This window comes from Comamonas testosteroni, from assembly GCF_000761245.1.
Lineage (GTDB): Bacteria > Pseudomonadota > Gammaproteobacteria > Burkholderiales > Burkholderiaceae_C > Comamonas > Comamonas testosteroni_C.
The window spans coordinates 186,080-201,983 of sequence record NZ_AWOR01000099.1 but is presented as its reverse complement, the minus strand read 5'-3'; the positions used below and the strand labels follow the sequence as shown (position 1 = coordinate 201,983).

Annotated in this window: 11 protein-coding genes; 5 read left to right on the top strand and 6 right to left on the bottom strand. The window is 62.9% G+C overall.

The window, feature by feature from the left end; all coding sequences use genetic code 11:
* Positions 1-50: 50 nt before the first annotated feature.
* From P353_RS26195 to msrA, 3 genes are all read right to left on the bottom strand, one after another.
* Complete coding sequence (locus P353_RS26195) at positions 51-2,174, bottom strand: TonB-dependent receptor domain-containing protein (protein ID WP_034376118.1); 2,124 nt, start codon at positions 2,172-2,174, stop codon at positions 51-53.
* A gap of 160 nt (positions 2,175-2,334) precedes the next feature.
* On the bottom strand, positions 2,335-2,829 hold the full coding sequence (locus P353_RS26190) for a hypothetical protein (RefSeq protein ID WP_232776930.1): 495 nt from the start codon (positions 2,827-2,829) through the stop codon (positions 2,335-2,337).
* 99 nt (positions 2,830-2,928) lie between these two features.
* Complete coding sequence (msrA, locus tag P353_RS26185; protein WP_034376114.1) at positions 2,929-3,465, bottom strand: peptide-methionine (S)-S-oxide reductase MsrA; 537 nt, start codon at positions 3,463-3,465, stop codon at positions 2,929-2,931.
* A 199-nt stretch (positions 3,466-3,664) separates the two neighbouring features.
* Here msrA and P353_RS26180 point away from each other — a divergent pair, with 199 nt between their 5' ends.
* The 5 genes from P353_RS26180 to P353_RS26160 all read left to right on the top strand — a co-directional run bounded on the left by P353_RS26180 (position 3,665) and on the right by P353_RS26160 (position 10,935).
* Positions 3,665-4,951, top strand: a complete 1,287-nt coding sequence (locus P353_RS26180; RefSeq protein ID WP_034376112.1) for an efflux RND transporter periplasmic adaptor subunit — start codon at positions 3,665-3,667, stop codon at positions 4,949-4,951.
* Positions 4,952-8,206 carry an efflux RND transporter permease subunit gene (locus P353_RS26175; protein ID WP_034376109.1) on the top strand — a complete coding sequence of 1,085 codons (3,255 nt, stop codon included), beginning with the start codon at positions 4,952-4,954 and terminating at the stop codon, positions 8,204-8,206.
* Positions 8,207-8,228: 22 nt separating this feature from the next.
* Positions 8,229-8,939: a protein-L-isoaspartate O-methyltransferase family protein gene (locus tag P353_RS26170; RefSeq protein ID WP_034376106.1), complete on the top strand. Its 711-nt coding sequence runs from the start codon at positions 8,229-8,231 to the stop codon at positions 8,937-8,939.
* A 118-nt stretch (positions 8,940-9,057) separates the two neighbouring features.
* Entirely contained in the window at positions 9,058-9,405 is a 348-nt protein-coding gene (locus tag P353_RS26165; protein WP_034376103.1) for a rhodanese-like domain-containing protein, read from the top strand.
* A 72-nt stretch (positions 9,406-9,477) separates the two neighbouring features.
* The gene (locus P353_RS26160; RefSeq protein ID WP_034376100.1) at positions 9,478-10,935 is read left to right on the top strand and encodes a TolC family outer membrane protein; all 1,458 of its coding nucleotides are present in this window, start codon (positions 9,478-9,480) and stop codon (positions 10,933-10,935) included.
* Positions 10,936-11,069: 134 nt separating this feature from the next.
* On the opposite strand, the gene P353_RS26155 is transcribed toward P353_RS26160, so the two are convergent.
* From P353_RS26155 to P353_RS26145, 3 genes are all read right to left on the bottom strand, one after another.
* Positions 11,070-12,371: a 3-deoxy-D-manno-octulosonic acid transferase gene (locus tag P353_RS26155; RefSeq protein ID WP_034376098.1), complete on the bottom strand. Its 1,302-nt coding sequence runs from the start codon at positions 12,369-12,371 to the stop codon at positions 11,070-11,072.
* A gap of 18 nt (positions 12,372-12,389) precedes the next feature.
* Positions 12,390-13,778: a phosphomannomutase/phosphoglucomutase gene (locus tag P353_RS26150; RefSeq protein WP_034376097.1), complete on the bottom strand. Its 1,389-nt coding sequence runs from the start codon at positions 13,776-13,778 to the stop codon at positions 12,390-12,392.
* A 202-nt stretch (positions 13,779-13,980) separates the two neighbouring features.
* Positions 13,981-15,873, bottom strand: a complete 1,893-nt coding sequence (locus tag P353_RS26145) for a propionate--CoA ligase (protein WP_034376213.1) — start codon at positions 15,871-15,873, stop codon at positions 13,981-13,983.
* Positions 15,874-15,904 lie beyond the last annotated feature (31 nt).

Here is a 15,904-nt window from a genome sequence, read left to right as displayed (position 1 = left end):
AGCCCAGGGCAAACCTGGGCTGGATGTCATTTAGCTCACAAAGAGCGGCTTCAGAAGTCCATTCTCAGACCGACCACCAGATTACGACCCGTCAAAGGTGCAGCACTCTTGATGAACGAGGTTGCAGCGTAGGCCAGACGGTTGGTCAAGTTCTGGCCCTTGACATAGAACTGCCACTGGTTGCCGCCACTCCTCCAGAGGTAGCTGGCGCCCAGGTTCAGCATGCCGTAGCCCGGCGTCTGGGTTTCGTACTGGGCTGTGCGGTTCTGGCGCAGCACCTGGGTCCATTCAGCCATGGTGTCCCAGCCGGCCAGACGAGCGTTCACACGCAAGCCGGCACGCAAGGCCGGGATGCGTGGGAGCGCAGAGCCGTCTTCCAGACGCGCACGCACACCGTCGCCAAACACACTCAGGCTCAACTCGCGACTCAGGCGCTGGCTCAGCTGAGCCTCCCAGCCCGTAAAGCGCGCATTGCCCTGGGTGTATTGCAGCAGCTGCAGCCCTTCGTGGGCATCCAGCGTGGCGCCGTAGATATAGCCCTTGATGCGGTAGTGATAGGCATTGAGCTTCCAGGTCGTATCACCGGCCGTCTTGGCCAGGCCCAGGTCCAGCGCCTGCGAGCGCTCGCGTGACAGATTGGGATTGCCGATCTCGTAGGTTGCCGTGGCCATGTGCAGACCGTTGGCAAACAGCTCTTCCGCCGTGGGCATGCGACTGCCGCTGGTGAACGAGGCCGATGCACTGTAGCCAGGCTGGAACTTCCAGACCGTGCCAAGCGACGCCGAAGTGGCGCTGTGGCTGCGACGCTCGTTGCTCAGCTCGGCCTCCACGCGTTGGCGGTCGTGGCGCAAGGCTCCCTGAAAGCTCCAATCCTGCCAGCGATATTCCTCCAGCAGATAGAGGCTGTGACGCTGGGTATCCGTGGGCTGCACATAGGCCTCCTCGCCCGTGGCGCTGAAGCGGCGCTTGAGGGTTTGCAGACCCAGCGTGCCACGCCAGCCGGCGATGGGCTCATGCTCCATCTCTAGGCGCAGGTCATGGGCCTTGTTTCTGAACTGGGTGGCAACGCTGCCGTCCTCGATCTCGTCGTGACGGTAATTGGTCAGACCGCCACGCAGACGCAGCGCGGCAATGCCGGCGGTGGGCTTGCGCCATTCGCCACGCAGATCCCAGCGCTCGCTGGTCAGATCGACCACGGGCACGCTGCCACTTTCCTCATGATCATGGTCGTGCCCGTCATGGGAGCCGCAATGCAGGTGATCACCATGTGCGTGGCAGCCTTCGAAGCTGTGCTGATGGCCGGGCAAGCCGTATTTGGCCTGCTGGCGCGTGTAGGCCAGGCCCAGATAGCCCTGATTGCCAACCCAGGACAGACCCACGCTGCCCGTGTTGCCGCGGCTGAAGCTGCCCGGAACCTTGCTCTGGCCCCAGCCGCTGCCCACGCGATAGTCTCCCGCGTTGCGCGCCACGCCTTCAGCATGCAGCACGAGCTGGCCGTAATCGTTCTTCAGCGGTGTGGCCGTGGTCAGGGAGAACGCACCTGCCGACATGCCTGCAGCTGTGCCAGCCTGCACCTCGGCCGAACCTTCCAGGCCCTTCTCGGGCGCCTGGGTCGGAATCTTGCCATCCAGCACATTCACCACACCACCCATGGCGCCAGGGCTGTAAAGCAAGGCCGAAGGGCCACGCAGCACTTCGATCTGCCGGGCCAGCAAAGGCTCGGTGGTCACCGCATGGTCGGGGCTGACGGTCGATGCGTCGAGCAACTCCGAGCCATCGCTGAGCACAGAGACCCGTGCACCATCCATGCCGCGAATCACGGGACGGCTGGCTCCCGCGCCAAAATGGCTGGCATTGATGCCGGGCTCGGCCGCCAGGGTTTCGCCCAGGGTTGCCGCACGGCGCAGGCGTAGTTCTTCTTCGCCAAGCACCTGCACGGGCGTGGCCATATCGCCGGCGGCCATGCCGGTCGCCGACACCGTCACCTCAGCCAGACTGGACTCCTGCTTGGCCGCATCGGACTGTGCAAAGGCCAGGGATGAACAGGCCAGCAGGCCCGTGCCCAGAGCCAGCCCGCGCCCTGCTGGCTGCAGCGCATCGATGGCGCGGGCGAGAGCCGATTTAGGGGAGCGGCGCAAGGAATGGGCGGAAGAATTCGAAAAACGTTGAGACATCTCAGTTCCACAAACAACCGTGCGCACGCAGACCATCAAAGAAAGTACGCACGGAAATTCAATAAAAACAGCCTAAATCGCTTATGTACAAAGCGCTTTCAGCTATCAATTCTGAAGTTTCTGACGTAGGCGACGAACCATGCCGCAGCATGGCTCCAACCTAGGCCAGGGAGCTGAGAGACAGAGGGGGCGCACGCGCAGCGAGTGGCGCTGCAATAAAGACGGCTCTGGGCGCAGGAGCAAAAGGCCGGGGGATGAAACTGTCAGGTGGCGGCGCACTGAAAGCGAGCACAGCCACAGGCCCGGCATAGCCATGATTGGCCTGGTCCAGCAGCTGGCATTCGGCCGGGCCGTGACCCGCAAACAGCGCATGGACCCAATCCTCGTGCGGGGTGCAGCCGCTGTTGTCACTCTGGCAGTCACCAGCCGCAGCCGACAGGGCCGGCAGTGGCTGGCTGTGCGCCACATAGGACTTGGCCGGGGTTGTGTTGACCGCGTGAACAGCACGGTGCATCTGGCCCAGCGTCGGCCCCAGCACCATGGCCAGGGCCAGCAGGCCCATCAGCCAGCGCATCACCCAGATTTCACGCAGGCTGGCGCCACCGCCAGCGGATGCTGGACGGCTGTTTGTGCGCAGGCGGGAGTGATGTGACACGTTCAGGGGTAAATGCGGTCTCGGTCGGCACGGCAGCAGCAAAGCTGCCGGGGGTTGCAAAGTGTATCTGCACCGCGGGCCCTGCGCGGCAAGCCGGGCTTAATTCTTGAGCCAGCGCGAGAAGGCCTTCTGGAATTTCTGCACCTTGGGACCGACCACAAAAGCGCAATAGCCCTGTCCCGGGTGCTGCAGGAAATAGTCTTGATGGTAGTCTTCGGCGGGCCAGTAGTTGGTCAGAGGCTCGATCTGGGTGACCATGGGCGCATCAAACGCTTTTTCATTCTGCATTTCCTCGACCAATGCCCGGGCCACAGTCGCCTGCTGCGCGTCGGTGGTGAAGATTGCGCTGCGGTATTGGGTGCCCACGTCATTGCCCTGCCGGTTCAGCGTGGTTGGATCATGGGTGCCGAAGAAGATCAGCAGCACATCGCGCAGGCTGATGACCGCGGGGTCGAAATCAAGCTTCACCACCTCGGCATGGCCGGTCTGGCCGGTACAGATATCGTCGTAGCTGGGATGATCAAGATCGCCATTGGCATAGCCGCTCTGCACATCGACAACGCCGCGCACACGGTCGAAGACGGCTTCGGTACACCAGAAGCAACCTCCGCCCAGATAAATGGTTTCCGCTGCCATCACCGGCTCCTTGGTTTTTAAGACGCGTCAAGCGTAGCTCAAATCAACTACCCATTTTCACCAATGACAGCGATTGCGGCCCCGCTATGCTGCAGGGCGCCCACTACACTGCTTGCTGCATTTGCAATGCAAGCCGTGTCCGGCGCACCTACCATGTGGCGCATAGAACAGAAAAACCTGCCTCGGAGGGATACACACCATGAAGCGTTCCGGCCGCTGGGCCTTGGGTCTGGCCCTCATCGGCTTGCTGGCCGTCATCGGCTTGCGCGCACTCGTCAATCTGCAGCATAAAAAGCAGGCCGCGACCCATGCAGCGGTGCCTCTGGAGCTGCCCATACAGCTGACTGCCCAGGAGGTTCTAACGGTCCAGCCCCTTCAGCTTGCCTTGGGTGTTCCGCTCAACGGTGTGGTGCAAGCGGTGAACTCGGCCGTTGTCAAGGCCTATGTCGCGGGCGAGCTGCGCGGCCTGACGGTGCGCGAAGGCGATAGCGTGCGCAAGGGCCAGCAGCTGGCGCGCGTCGATGCCACGGAGGCCGAGGCACGCTGGCGCCAGGCCCAGCAGCAGGCCGACGCTTCCAGAGCCCAGCTGGCGATTGCCCAGCGCAATCAGGACAACAATGCGTCCCTGGTGCAAAAAGGCTTTATCTCCACCACGGCGCTGCTGACCTCTCAGGCCAACCTGGATTCGGCCCGCGCCAATCTGGCCGCCGCCCAGGCTGCCGCCGATGCGGCCCGCAAGTCCGTCACCGACGCCGTCATCACCAGCCCCATGAGTGGGCGGATTGCCCAACGCTTTGTCCAGAACGGCGAGCGCGTCGGTGTGGAAGCGCGCATTGTCGAAGTCGTCGATCCAGCCAAGCTGGAAATCATGGCCCAGCTGGCACCCGCAGATTCGGTACAAGTCCAGGTCGGCCAGATCGCCGAGCTGCAAGTGCCAGGTGCCCCTCAGGACATGACGGCCATCAGCGCCAAGGTGGTACGCATCAACCCCAGCGCCCAGACCGGCTCGCGCACGGTGGCGGCCTATCTGGCGGTACAAGAGGACGAGGCCGCCAAAAACAATAGCAGCCAGCGCGCTCCCCAATTGCGCCCCGGCCTGTTCCTGCAGGGGAGCATACTGACCGGCAAGGACAGCCAGCTGGCCGTGCCTCTGGTCGCCGTGCGCACCGATAAGCCCCTGCCCTACGTGCAAGTGCTGCAAGCCGGCAAGCCGGCCGTGGCCGCAGTCGCACCGGAGCGTGCCCAGGAGGTGGCCGGCCGCACAGAGCTTCGCGTGATCCACAAGACCGTGGAACTGGGGCGCCAGTCCGCCCATGAAGGTGCAACCTGGGTGCAGATCCTCAAGGGCCTGAATGCGGGCGACCGGATACTGGCCGGCAGCACCGGCGGTCTGCGCGAAGGCACGCTGGTTGAAGCGTCAAGCCCGGCTGCGGTTGCAGCCCCCAGCGCCAAGGGGGCGGATGCAGATCGTCCCGGGAGCCCATAAATGTGGTTCACGCGCATCAGCCTGAAAAACCCGGTCCTGGCCACCATGCTCATGCTGGCCTTTGTGGTGCTGGGCATTTTTTCCTACCAGCGGCTCAAGGTCGACCAGTTCCCGAACATCGAATTTCCCGTGGTGGTGGTCACTGTCGAGTATCCAGGAGCCTCGCCCGAGATCGTGGAAAGCGAGGTTACCAAGAAGATCGAGGAGGCCGTCAACTCGGTCGCGGGCATCAATGCCCTGACCTCGCGCAGCTACGAAGGCACCAGCGTCGTCATCATCGAGTTCCAGCTGCACATAGATGGCCGCCGCGCTGCAGACGATGTGCGCGAAAAGGTCGCCTCGGTGCGCCCCACTCTGCGTGACGAGGTCAAGGAACCGCGTGTCATCCGTTTCGACCCGGCAAGCACGGCTGTCTGGTCGCTGGCCGTGCTGCCAGACCCCCATGCCCTGCACGGCGAGACCGCCCCCGATGGCCAGAGCGTGACACCACCCGATGCGATTGCACTGACAAGCTGGGCCGACCAGGTGCTGAAAAAGCGGCTGGAGAACGTGCGCGGCGTGGGCGCCGTGAACATGGTGGGAGCCACCAAGCGCGAGATCAACGTCTATCTGGACCCACGGGCGCTTGAGGCCTACTCCATCACCCCCGAGCAGGTTGCCCAGGCGGTGCGGGCCGAGAACCAGGATCTGCCCGTGGGTGCGATCCGCTCCAAGGCCCAGGAACGCGTGGTGCAGATCGATGCCCGCATTCAGCGCCCCGAGGAATTCGCCCGCATCATCGTGGCCCACCGCAATGGCGCTCCGATCCGCGTCGGCCAGCTGGCCCGCGTGCAGGACGATGCGCAGGAGCTGCAGACCCTGGCGCTGTACAACGGCAGTCGTACCCTGCTGATGTCCGTTCAAAAAGCTCAGGACGAGAACACCATCGAGGTGGTCGACGGCCTCAATGCAGCGATCAAGGCCATCGCCCCCGAGCTGCCGCCCGGCGTGCGCCTGCAGGCAATTGCCGACAACTCGCGCGCCATCCGCGTGGGCGTGGACAACGTGCGCCAGACGCTGATCGAGGGTGCCTTGCTCACGGTGCTCATCGTGTTTCTGTTCCTCAACTCCTGGCGTTCCACGGTGATCACGGGGCTGACACTGCCCATCGCGCTGATCGGCACCTTCCTCTTCATGTACTGGTTCGGCTTTTCCATCAATATGGTCACACTGATGGCGCTCTCGCTGTGCGTGGGCCTGCTGATCGACGATGCCATCGTGGTGCGCGAGAACATCGTGCGCCATGTGCAGATGGGCAAAAGCGCCTATCAGGCAGCCATGGAAGGCACGCAGGAGATCGGGCTGGCCGTGCTCGCCACCACGCTTTCCATCGTCGCCGTATTTCTACCCATAGGCTTTATGGGCGGCATCATCGGGCAGTTCTTCCATGAGTTCGGCATCACCATCGTGGCGGCCGTGCTGATCTCCATGTTCGTCAGCTTCACGCTGGACCCCATGCTCTCCAGCGTCTGGCATGACCCGGCGATTCATGCCCATGGCGAGCATGGCAGCAAAAGCCTGTACGACCGCACGCTGGGGCGCGTGACGGCCTGGGTGGAGCGCATGAGCGATCGGCTCTCGGAGTTCTACCAGGGCATACTGCGCTGGTCGCTGGCCCACAAGCTGCTCACCCTGGCGCTGGCATTCATTATTTTCATAGCAAGCATCGCTCTTGTACCCTTGCTTGGCACCGAGTTTGTGCCCAAAGCGGACTTCTCGGAAACTTCGATCAGCTTCAACACCCCTGAAGGCTCCTCGATCGAAGCCACCGAAACCAAGGCCAGGCAGGTGACGGACATATTGCGCGCCTTGCCCGAGGTGCGCTACACGCTGACCACCATCAACACCGGCAATGCCAACGGCAAGAACTACGCCAATATCTATGTGCGACTGGTTGACCGTCATCAGCGCAGCCGCAATGTGGACGAGATTTCGGCCTATCTGCGCCCCAGCCTGCAGGCGATTGCGGGCATCAAGCTCACCCATGTAGGCCTGCGCGAGGCCGTGGGGGGGCAAAAGCAAGTCGAGTTCTCGCTCATGGGCCCGGATCTGGACGAACTGGCCCGCCTGAGCCAGATCGTGCAGGAGCGCATAGCCGACATCCCGGGCCTGGTCGATCTGGACTCCAGCCTCAAGCCCAACAAGCCCATGGTCAATATCGAGGTCCATCGCGATGCAGCGGCCGACCTGGGTCTGTCGATAGGCAACATGGCCGGTGCCCTGCGCACCTGGGTCGCCGGCCAGACCGTGGGCAACTGGCGGGCCAGCGACGACCAGACCTATGACGTGAACGTGAGGCTCGAGCCCGAGGCGCGCACCACGCCCCAGGACCTGGAACGCCTGCCGTTTGCACTGGCGGCCGGCGATGGCGGCATGCGCATCGTGCGCCTGAACCAGTTTGCCAGCGTGGTGGACAGCACCGGCCCCAGCCAGATCAACCGCCGCAATCTCAACCGCGAGGTCGCCATCAACGCCAATGTCTATCTGCGCAGCACAGGCGAGGTCACGGCCGATATCAAGCAGGCGCTGGCCGCCGTACCCATGCCGCCCGGCTACAGCTACCAGTTCAGCGGCGCGGCCAAGAACATGGCCGAATCCTTTGGCTACGCGATTTCCGCGCTGATGCTTGCCATCATCTTCATCTACATGATTCTGGCCAGCCAGTTCAAGAGCTTTCTGCAGCCCCTGGCACTAATGACCTCGCTGCCGCTGACACTGATAGGCGTGGTGCTGGCCCTGATGATGTTTGGCTCGGCACTGTCCATGTTCTCCATCATCGGCGTGGTCATGCTCATGGGTCTGGTGACCAAGAACGCCATTTTGCTGGTGGACTTTGCCATTCGCGCCCGTGAGCCCCGCACCAACGATGCCAGCGGCCAGACCGAGCCAGGCCTGCCGCGCAATGAAGCGCTGCTGCTGGCGGCCCGCGTGCGCCTGCGCCCGATTCTGATGACCACGCTAGCCATGATCTTCGGCATGGTGCCGCTGGCCTTTGCAGTCACCGAAGGCTCCGAGCAGCGCGCCCCCATGGGCCAGGCCGTGATTGGCGGCGTCATCACTTCCTCGCTGCTGACCCTGGTCGTGGTGCCCGTGGTGTACTGCTATCTCGATGATTTTGCCAACTGGATGCGCCGTAAATGGTCTGGCGCCCCCTCAAAAAGCGCCGAGCCGCCGCAAGAAGCCTCCGAGGCTCGTAGAATCGATGGTTTGTCCTGATAAGTCTTTCCCCGGAGATACCATGGCCCTGCCAATGAATGCCCAAGTGGACCCGCGCGATGTGCACGCGCAGGCTCGTTTCAACATGATCGAACAGCAAATCCGTCCCTGGAACGTGCTGGACGAGTCCGTGCTGGAGCTGATGGGCAAGGTCCACCGTGAAGACTATGTGTCGCCCGAATACGCGAACATGGCCTATATGGACATTGAAGTCCCCCTGAAGGGCACTGCCGAAGAAGCTGCCGCCAAAGGCTGGCACATGCTGGCACCCAGGATCGAAGCGCGCATGCTGCAAGACGTGAAGATCAAGCCCACCGACCGCGTGCTCGAGATCGGCACCGGTTCCGGCTACATGGCAGCCCTGCTGGCCGCCCAGGCCAAGGAAGTGGTGACGCTGGAGATCGACCCCGAGCTGGCCGAAATGGCCCGTGAGAATCTGCTGAGCGCCGGCGTCAAGAATGTCGAAGTCAAGCTGGCCAACGGTGCCACCGCTTCCCTGGCGCAGGGCGCGTTTGACGTGATCGTGCTCAGCGGCTCGGTGGCACAGGTTCCCGATGCCCTTTACGCCCAGCTCAACGAAGGTGGCCGCATTGCCGCCATCGTCGGTCACATGCCCGTGATGCGCTTCACGTTGGTGACCAAGAACGGCAGCAATTTCGAAGTCCAGCAACCCTGGGATACCGCTGCCACGCGCCTCGTGGGTTTTGAAGAGCCTTCGCGCTTCTCGTTCTAAACGCTTGTTGCGTTCGCCCTGCTTCCTGCGCCCTGACACATCGGCGCATCTAGCAGGGCCTGTCTTTCAGTGTCAGGGCCGGCCCGCAGATTCGACGGCTGGCCACCAGGAGTTTTTTATGTTGACCCAGGTCTTGCCCGCCCAGTTCCAGCAATGGCTGGCCTCTCATGCCGCGGATGGCATCAAGCCTGTGGTGCTGGATGTGCGCGAGCCCTGGGAAGTCACCCTGGCCAGCATCCAGCCCGGTGAAGGCTTCGAGCTGCGCTGCATTCCCATGCACGATATCCCCGGCCGTCTGCAGGAGCTGAACCCCGACCACCCCGTCGCCTGCCTGTGCCACCATGGCGCACGCAGCATGAGCGTGGCTGCGTTTCTGGTCAACAACGGCTTTGAGGACGTCAGCAACATCACCGGCGGCATTGATGCCTGGTCGCTCAGCGCAGACCCCAGCGTCCCCCGTTACTGAGACCGTCCGACGTCCCCGCCTCCTGCCTGTTGAGTTCCCCGTTGTGATCGAGACCGCCCAAACCTGACATCTATGACCAAGCTGCCCAGGCCTCTGCAAGCCCCCTCCGCCCACGCGCTGCGTGCCATTTCCTTGGGAGTTTTGCTGGCGTGGGCCGGCGCTCAGACACAGGCGCAGACCTTGTCAGAGCTGGTGGCCCAGGCCCGCGGCTATGACGCTTCATGGCAGGCACAGCAAGCCGATGCGAGAGCGGCTGCCAGCCGCGCCGATCAGGCCCTGTCCGGGCTGCTGCCCAACGTGGGGCTGTCAGCGGGTGCCAACCGCACCCATGTGGACATCCATACCTCCGTGCCCATTCCCGGCATGGCCAGCAGCTTCAACAACACACAGCAGAACGTGCAGCTCAGCGCCCAGCAGCCGCTGTACCGTCCGGCCAACAAGATTGCCTACGAGCAGGGGCAGCGCGGCGTGGATGCGGCCCAGGCTCAGCTGGATGCGGCTGCACAGAACCTGATCGTGCGTGTGTCCCAGGCTTATTTCGATGTGCTGGCGGCCCAAGACAGCGTGCAGGTGGCCCAGTCGCAAAAGCAGGCCATCAGCACCCAGCTCGAGATGGCCAAACGCAATTTCGAAGTTGGCACGGCCACCATCACCGATTCACGCGAAGCCCAGTCACGCTTCGATCTGGCCACGGCCCAGGAAATCGCTGCGCAAAATGACCTGCAGGTCAAGCGCGTGGCCCTGGACCAGCTCGTGGGCCGCGTCGGCATTCAGCCCACGCCGCTGGCTGCGCCGCTGACCCTGCCCAGGGTGGAGCCCGACAATATGCAAGACTGGGTGGACAAGGCACTGGCCGCCCAGCCCCAGTTGCGCCAGGCCCAGCTGGCCCTGGACATCGCCAGGCTGGACACGCAGAAGGCCGAGGCCGGCCACAAGCCCACCGTGGACCTGCAGGCCGGTTATGTGGTCAACCGTTATCCCAACGGCTCCATGACCCCATCCATTCCCCTGAGCTATCGCACCAACGCAGCCCAGATCGGCGTGGTCATGAACATGCCGCTGTTTGCGGGCTTTGCGGTGCAGAACCGCATCCGGGAAACCGTGGCGCTGGAGGAAAAAGCCCGCGCCCAGCTCGACGATGCCCGCCGCAACGTGGAGCAGGCTACGCGCACAACCTTCCTGGGCGTTCAATCCGGCCAGGCCCAGGTCAAGGCACTGGAAGCCGCGCTCGCCTCCAGCCAGAGTTCGCTGGAAGCCAACAAAATGGGGTATGAGGTTGGCGTGCGCATCAATATCGATGTGCTCAATGCTCAGAGTCAGGTCTACCAGACCGAGCGCGATCTGGCCAATGCCCGCTATCAGGTGCTGCTGGGCCAGCTCAAGCTCAAGCAGGCTGCGGGCGTGCTGACAGATGATGATCTGCGCAGCATTGACAGCCTGACTTTGCCAGCGCCGGTCGTTCAAAAAACCACGCCCCAAACACCCGCAGTACCTGCCCTACCTGCAGCGCCCCAACGCAAAGCACGTTAAGTAGCGAAACAGCTAGCGGGAACAATGGTGAAGCAATCGCTACTGAAACAATAGCTGTCAGCGCTTTATACAAAACATAATTTAGCTATTTCTTATCTGAAATACTTGCTGAATCAGCGCAAGCAGCTCTTATTTCAGGAGTTCATCAGCCGCACAATCGCATCCGCCGTAGCACCGGCTGCGCCGCGATGCTGCGCCATGAAGTCATGTGCTTTGGCGCTGGCGGCTTCCAAGTCGGCACCGTTCTGAACCCTGGCCAGCGCATCCTGCACAGCTTGGGCCATATCGGCACTGCGAATGGCTGCACCGGCCTGCACGGCCAGCTCAGACGCCTGGCTGAAATTAAAGGTATGTGGCCCCAGAATCACGGGCGTGCCGCAGGCCAGCGCTTCAATGAGATTCTGCCCGCCCAGAGGCTCAAAACTGCCGCCCATCAACGCCAGATGCGACATGGCGTAGTACAGCGGCATCTCGCCCAAGGAATCGCCTAGCCAGATAGCGTTGGCCAGCGCGGGTGGCTGCGCTCCCCACTGGCTGCGCCTTGATACCGCAAAGCCCGCATCCGCAATCAGCTGCGCCACTGACTCAAAGCGCTGCGGATGGCGCGGCACGATCAGCCATTGCACAGCCTGCATTGCTTGCGGCTGGCTTCTAAGCTGCTCCAGCAGCTGGGCTTCTTCGCCCTCGCGGCTACTGGCAAAGAGCACGACGGGCTTGCTCAAGCGCTGCTTCCAGCTCGCAGCCAGACTCAGCAAATGCTCGTCGGGCTGCACATCAAATTTCAGATTGCCCAGCACGGCGCTGACCTGCGCGCCCACATTACGCAGGCGGCGCGCATCTTCCTCACTCTGTGCCCAGACGGCTGCCAGTGCACTATAGGTCGGGCGCGAAATCGACCCTATCTTGAGCGCCCCCGCTTCGGACTTGGCATTGAGCCGCGCGTTGGCCAGCACCAGGGGAATGCCTGCGTTGGCACAGCCTGCAATCAGATTGGGCCAGATCTCGGTTTCCATCAGCACACCCGCGGCGGGGTGAAACTGCGCAATAAAGCGCTGCGTTGCGCCCAGCGTGTCCCAAGGCAGCCAGACTTGAACATCGCCTGATTGGAGAAGCTTTGCGCCCTCTTCTCGCCCCGTCGCAGTGCTATGCGTCAGCAGCAGACGCATAGCCGGCATGCGCTCGCGCAAGGCCTTGATCAGAATGGCGGCAGCTCGGGTCTCGCCCAGCGACACCGAATGAATCCACACCCATCGGCCGCGTCCATCGCACCCCAGATCTGCAGGCTGGTAATGGCCGAAGCGTTCAGGCACGGCCACGCCGTAGCCAGGCTCAGCCAGCGCCCTGCGCCGCAGCTTGCGCCGCAGCAGCGGCTGCACCGCCCAGGCCAGCGCACTGAACAGCGCACGGGCAAAGCTCATGGGAGCCGGTTTGGCCATGCTTGAGCGCTGCGTCGGTCAGTGCGCAGAAGCGCCTACCTGGGCGTCAGGTTTGACGCGCTTGAGCAAGGCCAGCATCTGCGCTTCTATGCGCTGCAAGGCTTGCTGTGTATGGCCTTCAAAGCGCAGCACCAGCACCGGCGTGGTGTTGCTGGCGCGAATCAGACCAAAGCCGTCGGCCCAGTCCACGCGCAGGCCGTCAATGGTGCTGACCCGGGCAGGTTCAGCAAACTCAGTAGCAGCGAGCGCCTGCAGCTCGGCCGCCAGACGATGGGGCTCGCCTTCGGCACAAGCCACATTGAGCTCGGGCGTGGAGAAGCTGGTGGGCAGCGCGTTGAGCAGTGCGCTGGGGTCGGTTTCGCGACTGACGATTTCGAGCAGACGGCAGCCTGCATAAGTGCCATCGTCAAAGCCGTACCAGCGCTCCTTGAAGAAGATATGGCCGCTCATCTCTCCGCCCAGCGGCGCACCCAGCTCCTTCATGCGAGCCTTGACCAGCGAATGGCCGGTCTTGTACATCACGGCCTTGCCGCCGGCCGCTTCGATCTCGGGGGCCAGACGCTGGGTGCACTTGACGTCAAACACGATGGAGCCGCCGGGCACTCGCGAAAGCACATCCTTGGCGAACAGCATCATCTGACGGTCGGGGAAGATGTTCTGGCCGTCCTTGGTCACAATGCCCAGGCGGTCGCCGTCACCGTCAAAGGCCAGACCCAGCTCGGCATCGCTGGTCTGCAGGGCATGGATCACATCGCGCAGGTTCTCGGGCTTGCTGGGATCGGGATGATGATTGGGAAAGTTGCCGTCGACTTCAGAGAATAGCTCGATCACCTCGCAGCCCAGCTGACGGAAGATGGCAGGAGCCGATGCACCGGCCACGCCGTTGCCGCAGTCCACCACAATCTTCATGGGCCGCGCGAGCTTCACGTCGCCCACGATGCGGGCGGTGTAATCGGCCAGAACATCGGCCCGGCTGATCTGTCCGGCACCGGTAATTGCCCAGTCTTCGGTTTCCATGCGCACGCGCAGGGCCTGGATTTCATCGCCATAAATGGCGCGGCCTGCGAGCACCATCTTGAAGCCGTTGTAATCCTTGGGGTTGTGGCTGCCCGTCACCTGGATGCCGCTGGTGCACAAGGTGGCGGCGGCAAAGTACAGCATGGGCGTGGTGGCCAGGCCGATGTCGATCACATTCACGCCCACCTCGGTCAGGCCCTGCATCAATGCGGCCGACAGCGCGGGACCCGACAGACGGCCATCACGCCCAACCGCCACGGTTTTTTCACCGGCGACCAGCGCTGCCATGCCGAATGCGCGGCCGATGCCACGGGCGACGTCTTCAGTCAGTGTCGACGGCACGATGCCGCGAATGTCATAGGCCTTGAAGATGGAGGATGCAACTTGCACGACAGCTCTTTCTCGAAGTTTTTCAATTCCATGGCGCCAGGCAGCGGACTGCGCAGCGTGATCGGGCGATTTTAGGCTGCAAACAGCAAGGCCTGCGCCTTGATGGTCGCAGGCCTTGAACTCTGGATTCGCCGAAATCCCGGCGCGCCGTCCCGCCGGCGCTGGCCAAGGGAGTGAAGCTCCGCAACAACCGTTGCGGAAGTTACAGCTGCTGTTGCACCTGGGCCAGAGCCGCCGGATCTTCCATGGTGCTCAGGTCACCGGGATCACGACCTTCGGCCACGGCCTGCAGGGCGCGGCGCAGCAGCTTGCCGCTGCGCGTCTTGGGCAGAGCCGTGACGAAGATCACACGCGACGGACGCGCAACCGCTCCCAGACGCGCGTCGACCAGCCTCATCACATCGGCTTCCAGAGCCTTGCTGGAGACCTCATCGGCCACCAAGGCGGCATCGCGCACCACGGCAAAGGCCAGCGCAGCCTGGCCCTTGAGATTGTCGGCAACGCCGACCACGGCCACTTCGGCAATCTGGGCATGGGCAGAGATGCTCTCCTCGATCTCGCGCGTGCCCAGACGATGGCCTGCCACATTGATCACATCGTCGGTACGGCCGAGGATGAAGTAATAGCCGTCCTCATCGCGGATACCCCAGTCAAAGGTGCTGTAGATCAGGCGACCCGGAATGCTCTTCCAGTAGGTGTTGACAAAGCGGTTGTCGTCGCGCCAGACCGTCTGCATGCAACCGGGCGGCAGCGGACCTTCAATCGCCAGCACGCCCTTCTGGTTCGGCTGGAGCAACTCCTCGCCGCTGGCGTCATCGATCAGCTTGACGTTGTAGCCATAGACCGCCCGGCCCGGACTGCCAAAGCGCGTGGCCTGCTTTTCCACGCCGTTGCACAGCGTCATGATGGGCCAGCCGGTCTCGGTCTGCCAGTAGTTGTCGATGATGGGCTTGTTGATGGCCTGGCTGATCCACGTCGCCGTGGGCTCGTCAAGCGGCTCGCCGGCCAGCCACAGAGCCTTGAGGCTGGAGATGTCGTAGCGCTTGAGGTAATCGGCATCATGCTTCTTGAGCACGCGAATCGCCGTTGGCGCCGAGAACATGTGCGTGACCTTGTATTTCTCGACAATGCTCCACCAGATGCCTGCATCGGGGTTGACCGGCAGGCCCTCGTACATCACCGTGGCCATGCCCGCAATCAGCGGCGCATAGATGATGTAGCTATGACCCACGACCCAGCCGATATCGCTGGTGCAGAAGAAGGTCTGCCCCGCCTGGGCATCGAAGATATGCGGCATGCTGGCCGCCAGTGCCACGGTATAGCCGCCCGTATCGCGCTGCACCCCCTTGGGCTTGCCCGTGGTGCCGCTGGTGTAGAGGGTGTAGCTGGGATGGGTTGACTCCACCCAGACGCAATCCACCTGCGCATCCAGGTTCCGGGCGCGCAAGGCCGACCAGTCATGGTCGCGGCCGGCCTTCATGGGCATTTCAGCCAGTCCGCGGTTGACCATCAGCACGGCAGCAGGCTGGTGGCTGGACTGCCTGAGCGCGTCGTCCAGCAAAGGCTTGTAAGCCACGACGCGGCCGCCGCGCGAGCCCGCATCGGCGCTGATGATGACCTTGGGCTCGGCATCATCGATACGCGACGCCAGTGCGCCCGAGGCAAAGCCACCGAACACAACGGAGTGAATGGCGCCCAGGCGCACGCAGGCCAGCATGGCAAAGCAGGCCTCGGCAACCATGGGCATATAGATCTGTACACGGTCGCCTTTTTGCACACCCAGCGACTGCAGCACGGCTGCCATGCGATTGACTTCCGCATGCAGCTCGCGGTAGCTGTAGACCTTTTCGGTATGCGTTTCGGTGGAAATGGCGATCAACGCATTCTGATCGCCGCGCGCCGCCAGATGACGATCGATGGCGTTATGGCAGAGGTTGGTGGTGCCGCCCACAAACCATTTGGCAAATGGCGGCTGGCTGTAATCACAGATCTGCTGGGGCTTCTGCTGCCAATCGACCAGGCCGGCCTGCTCCGCCCAGAAGCCGTCACGGTCATCAATGGAACGCTGATAAAAATCGTCGAAACGCGTGGTCATGAATATGTCTCCTTGACTCTCCGTCTTTTGC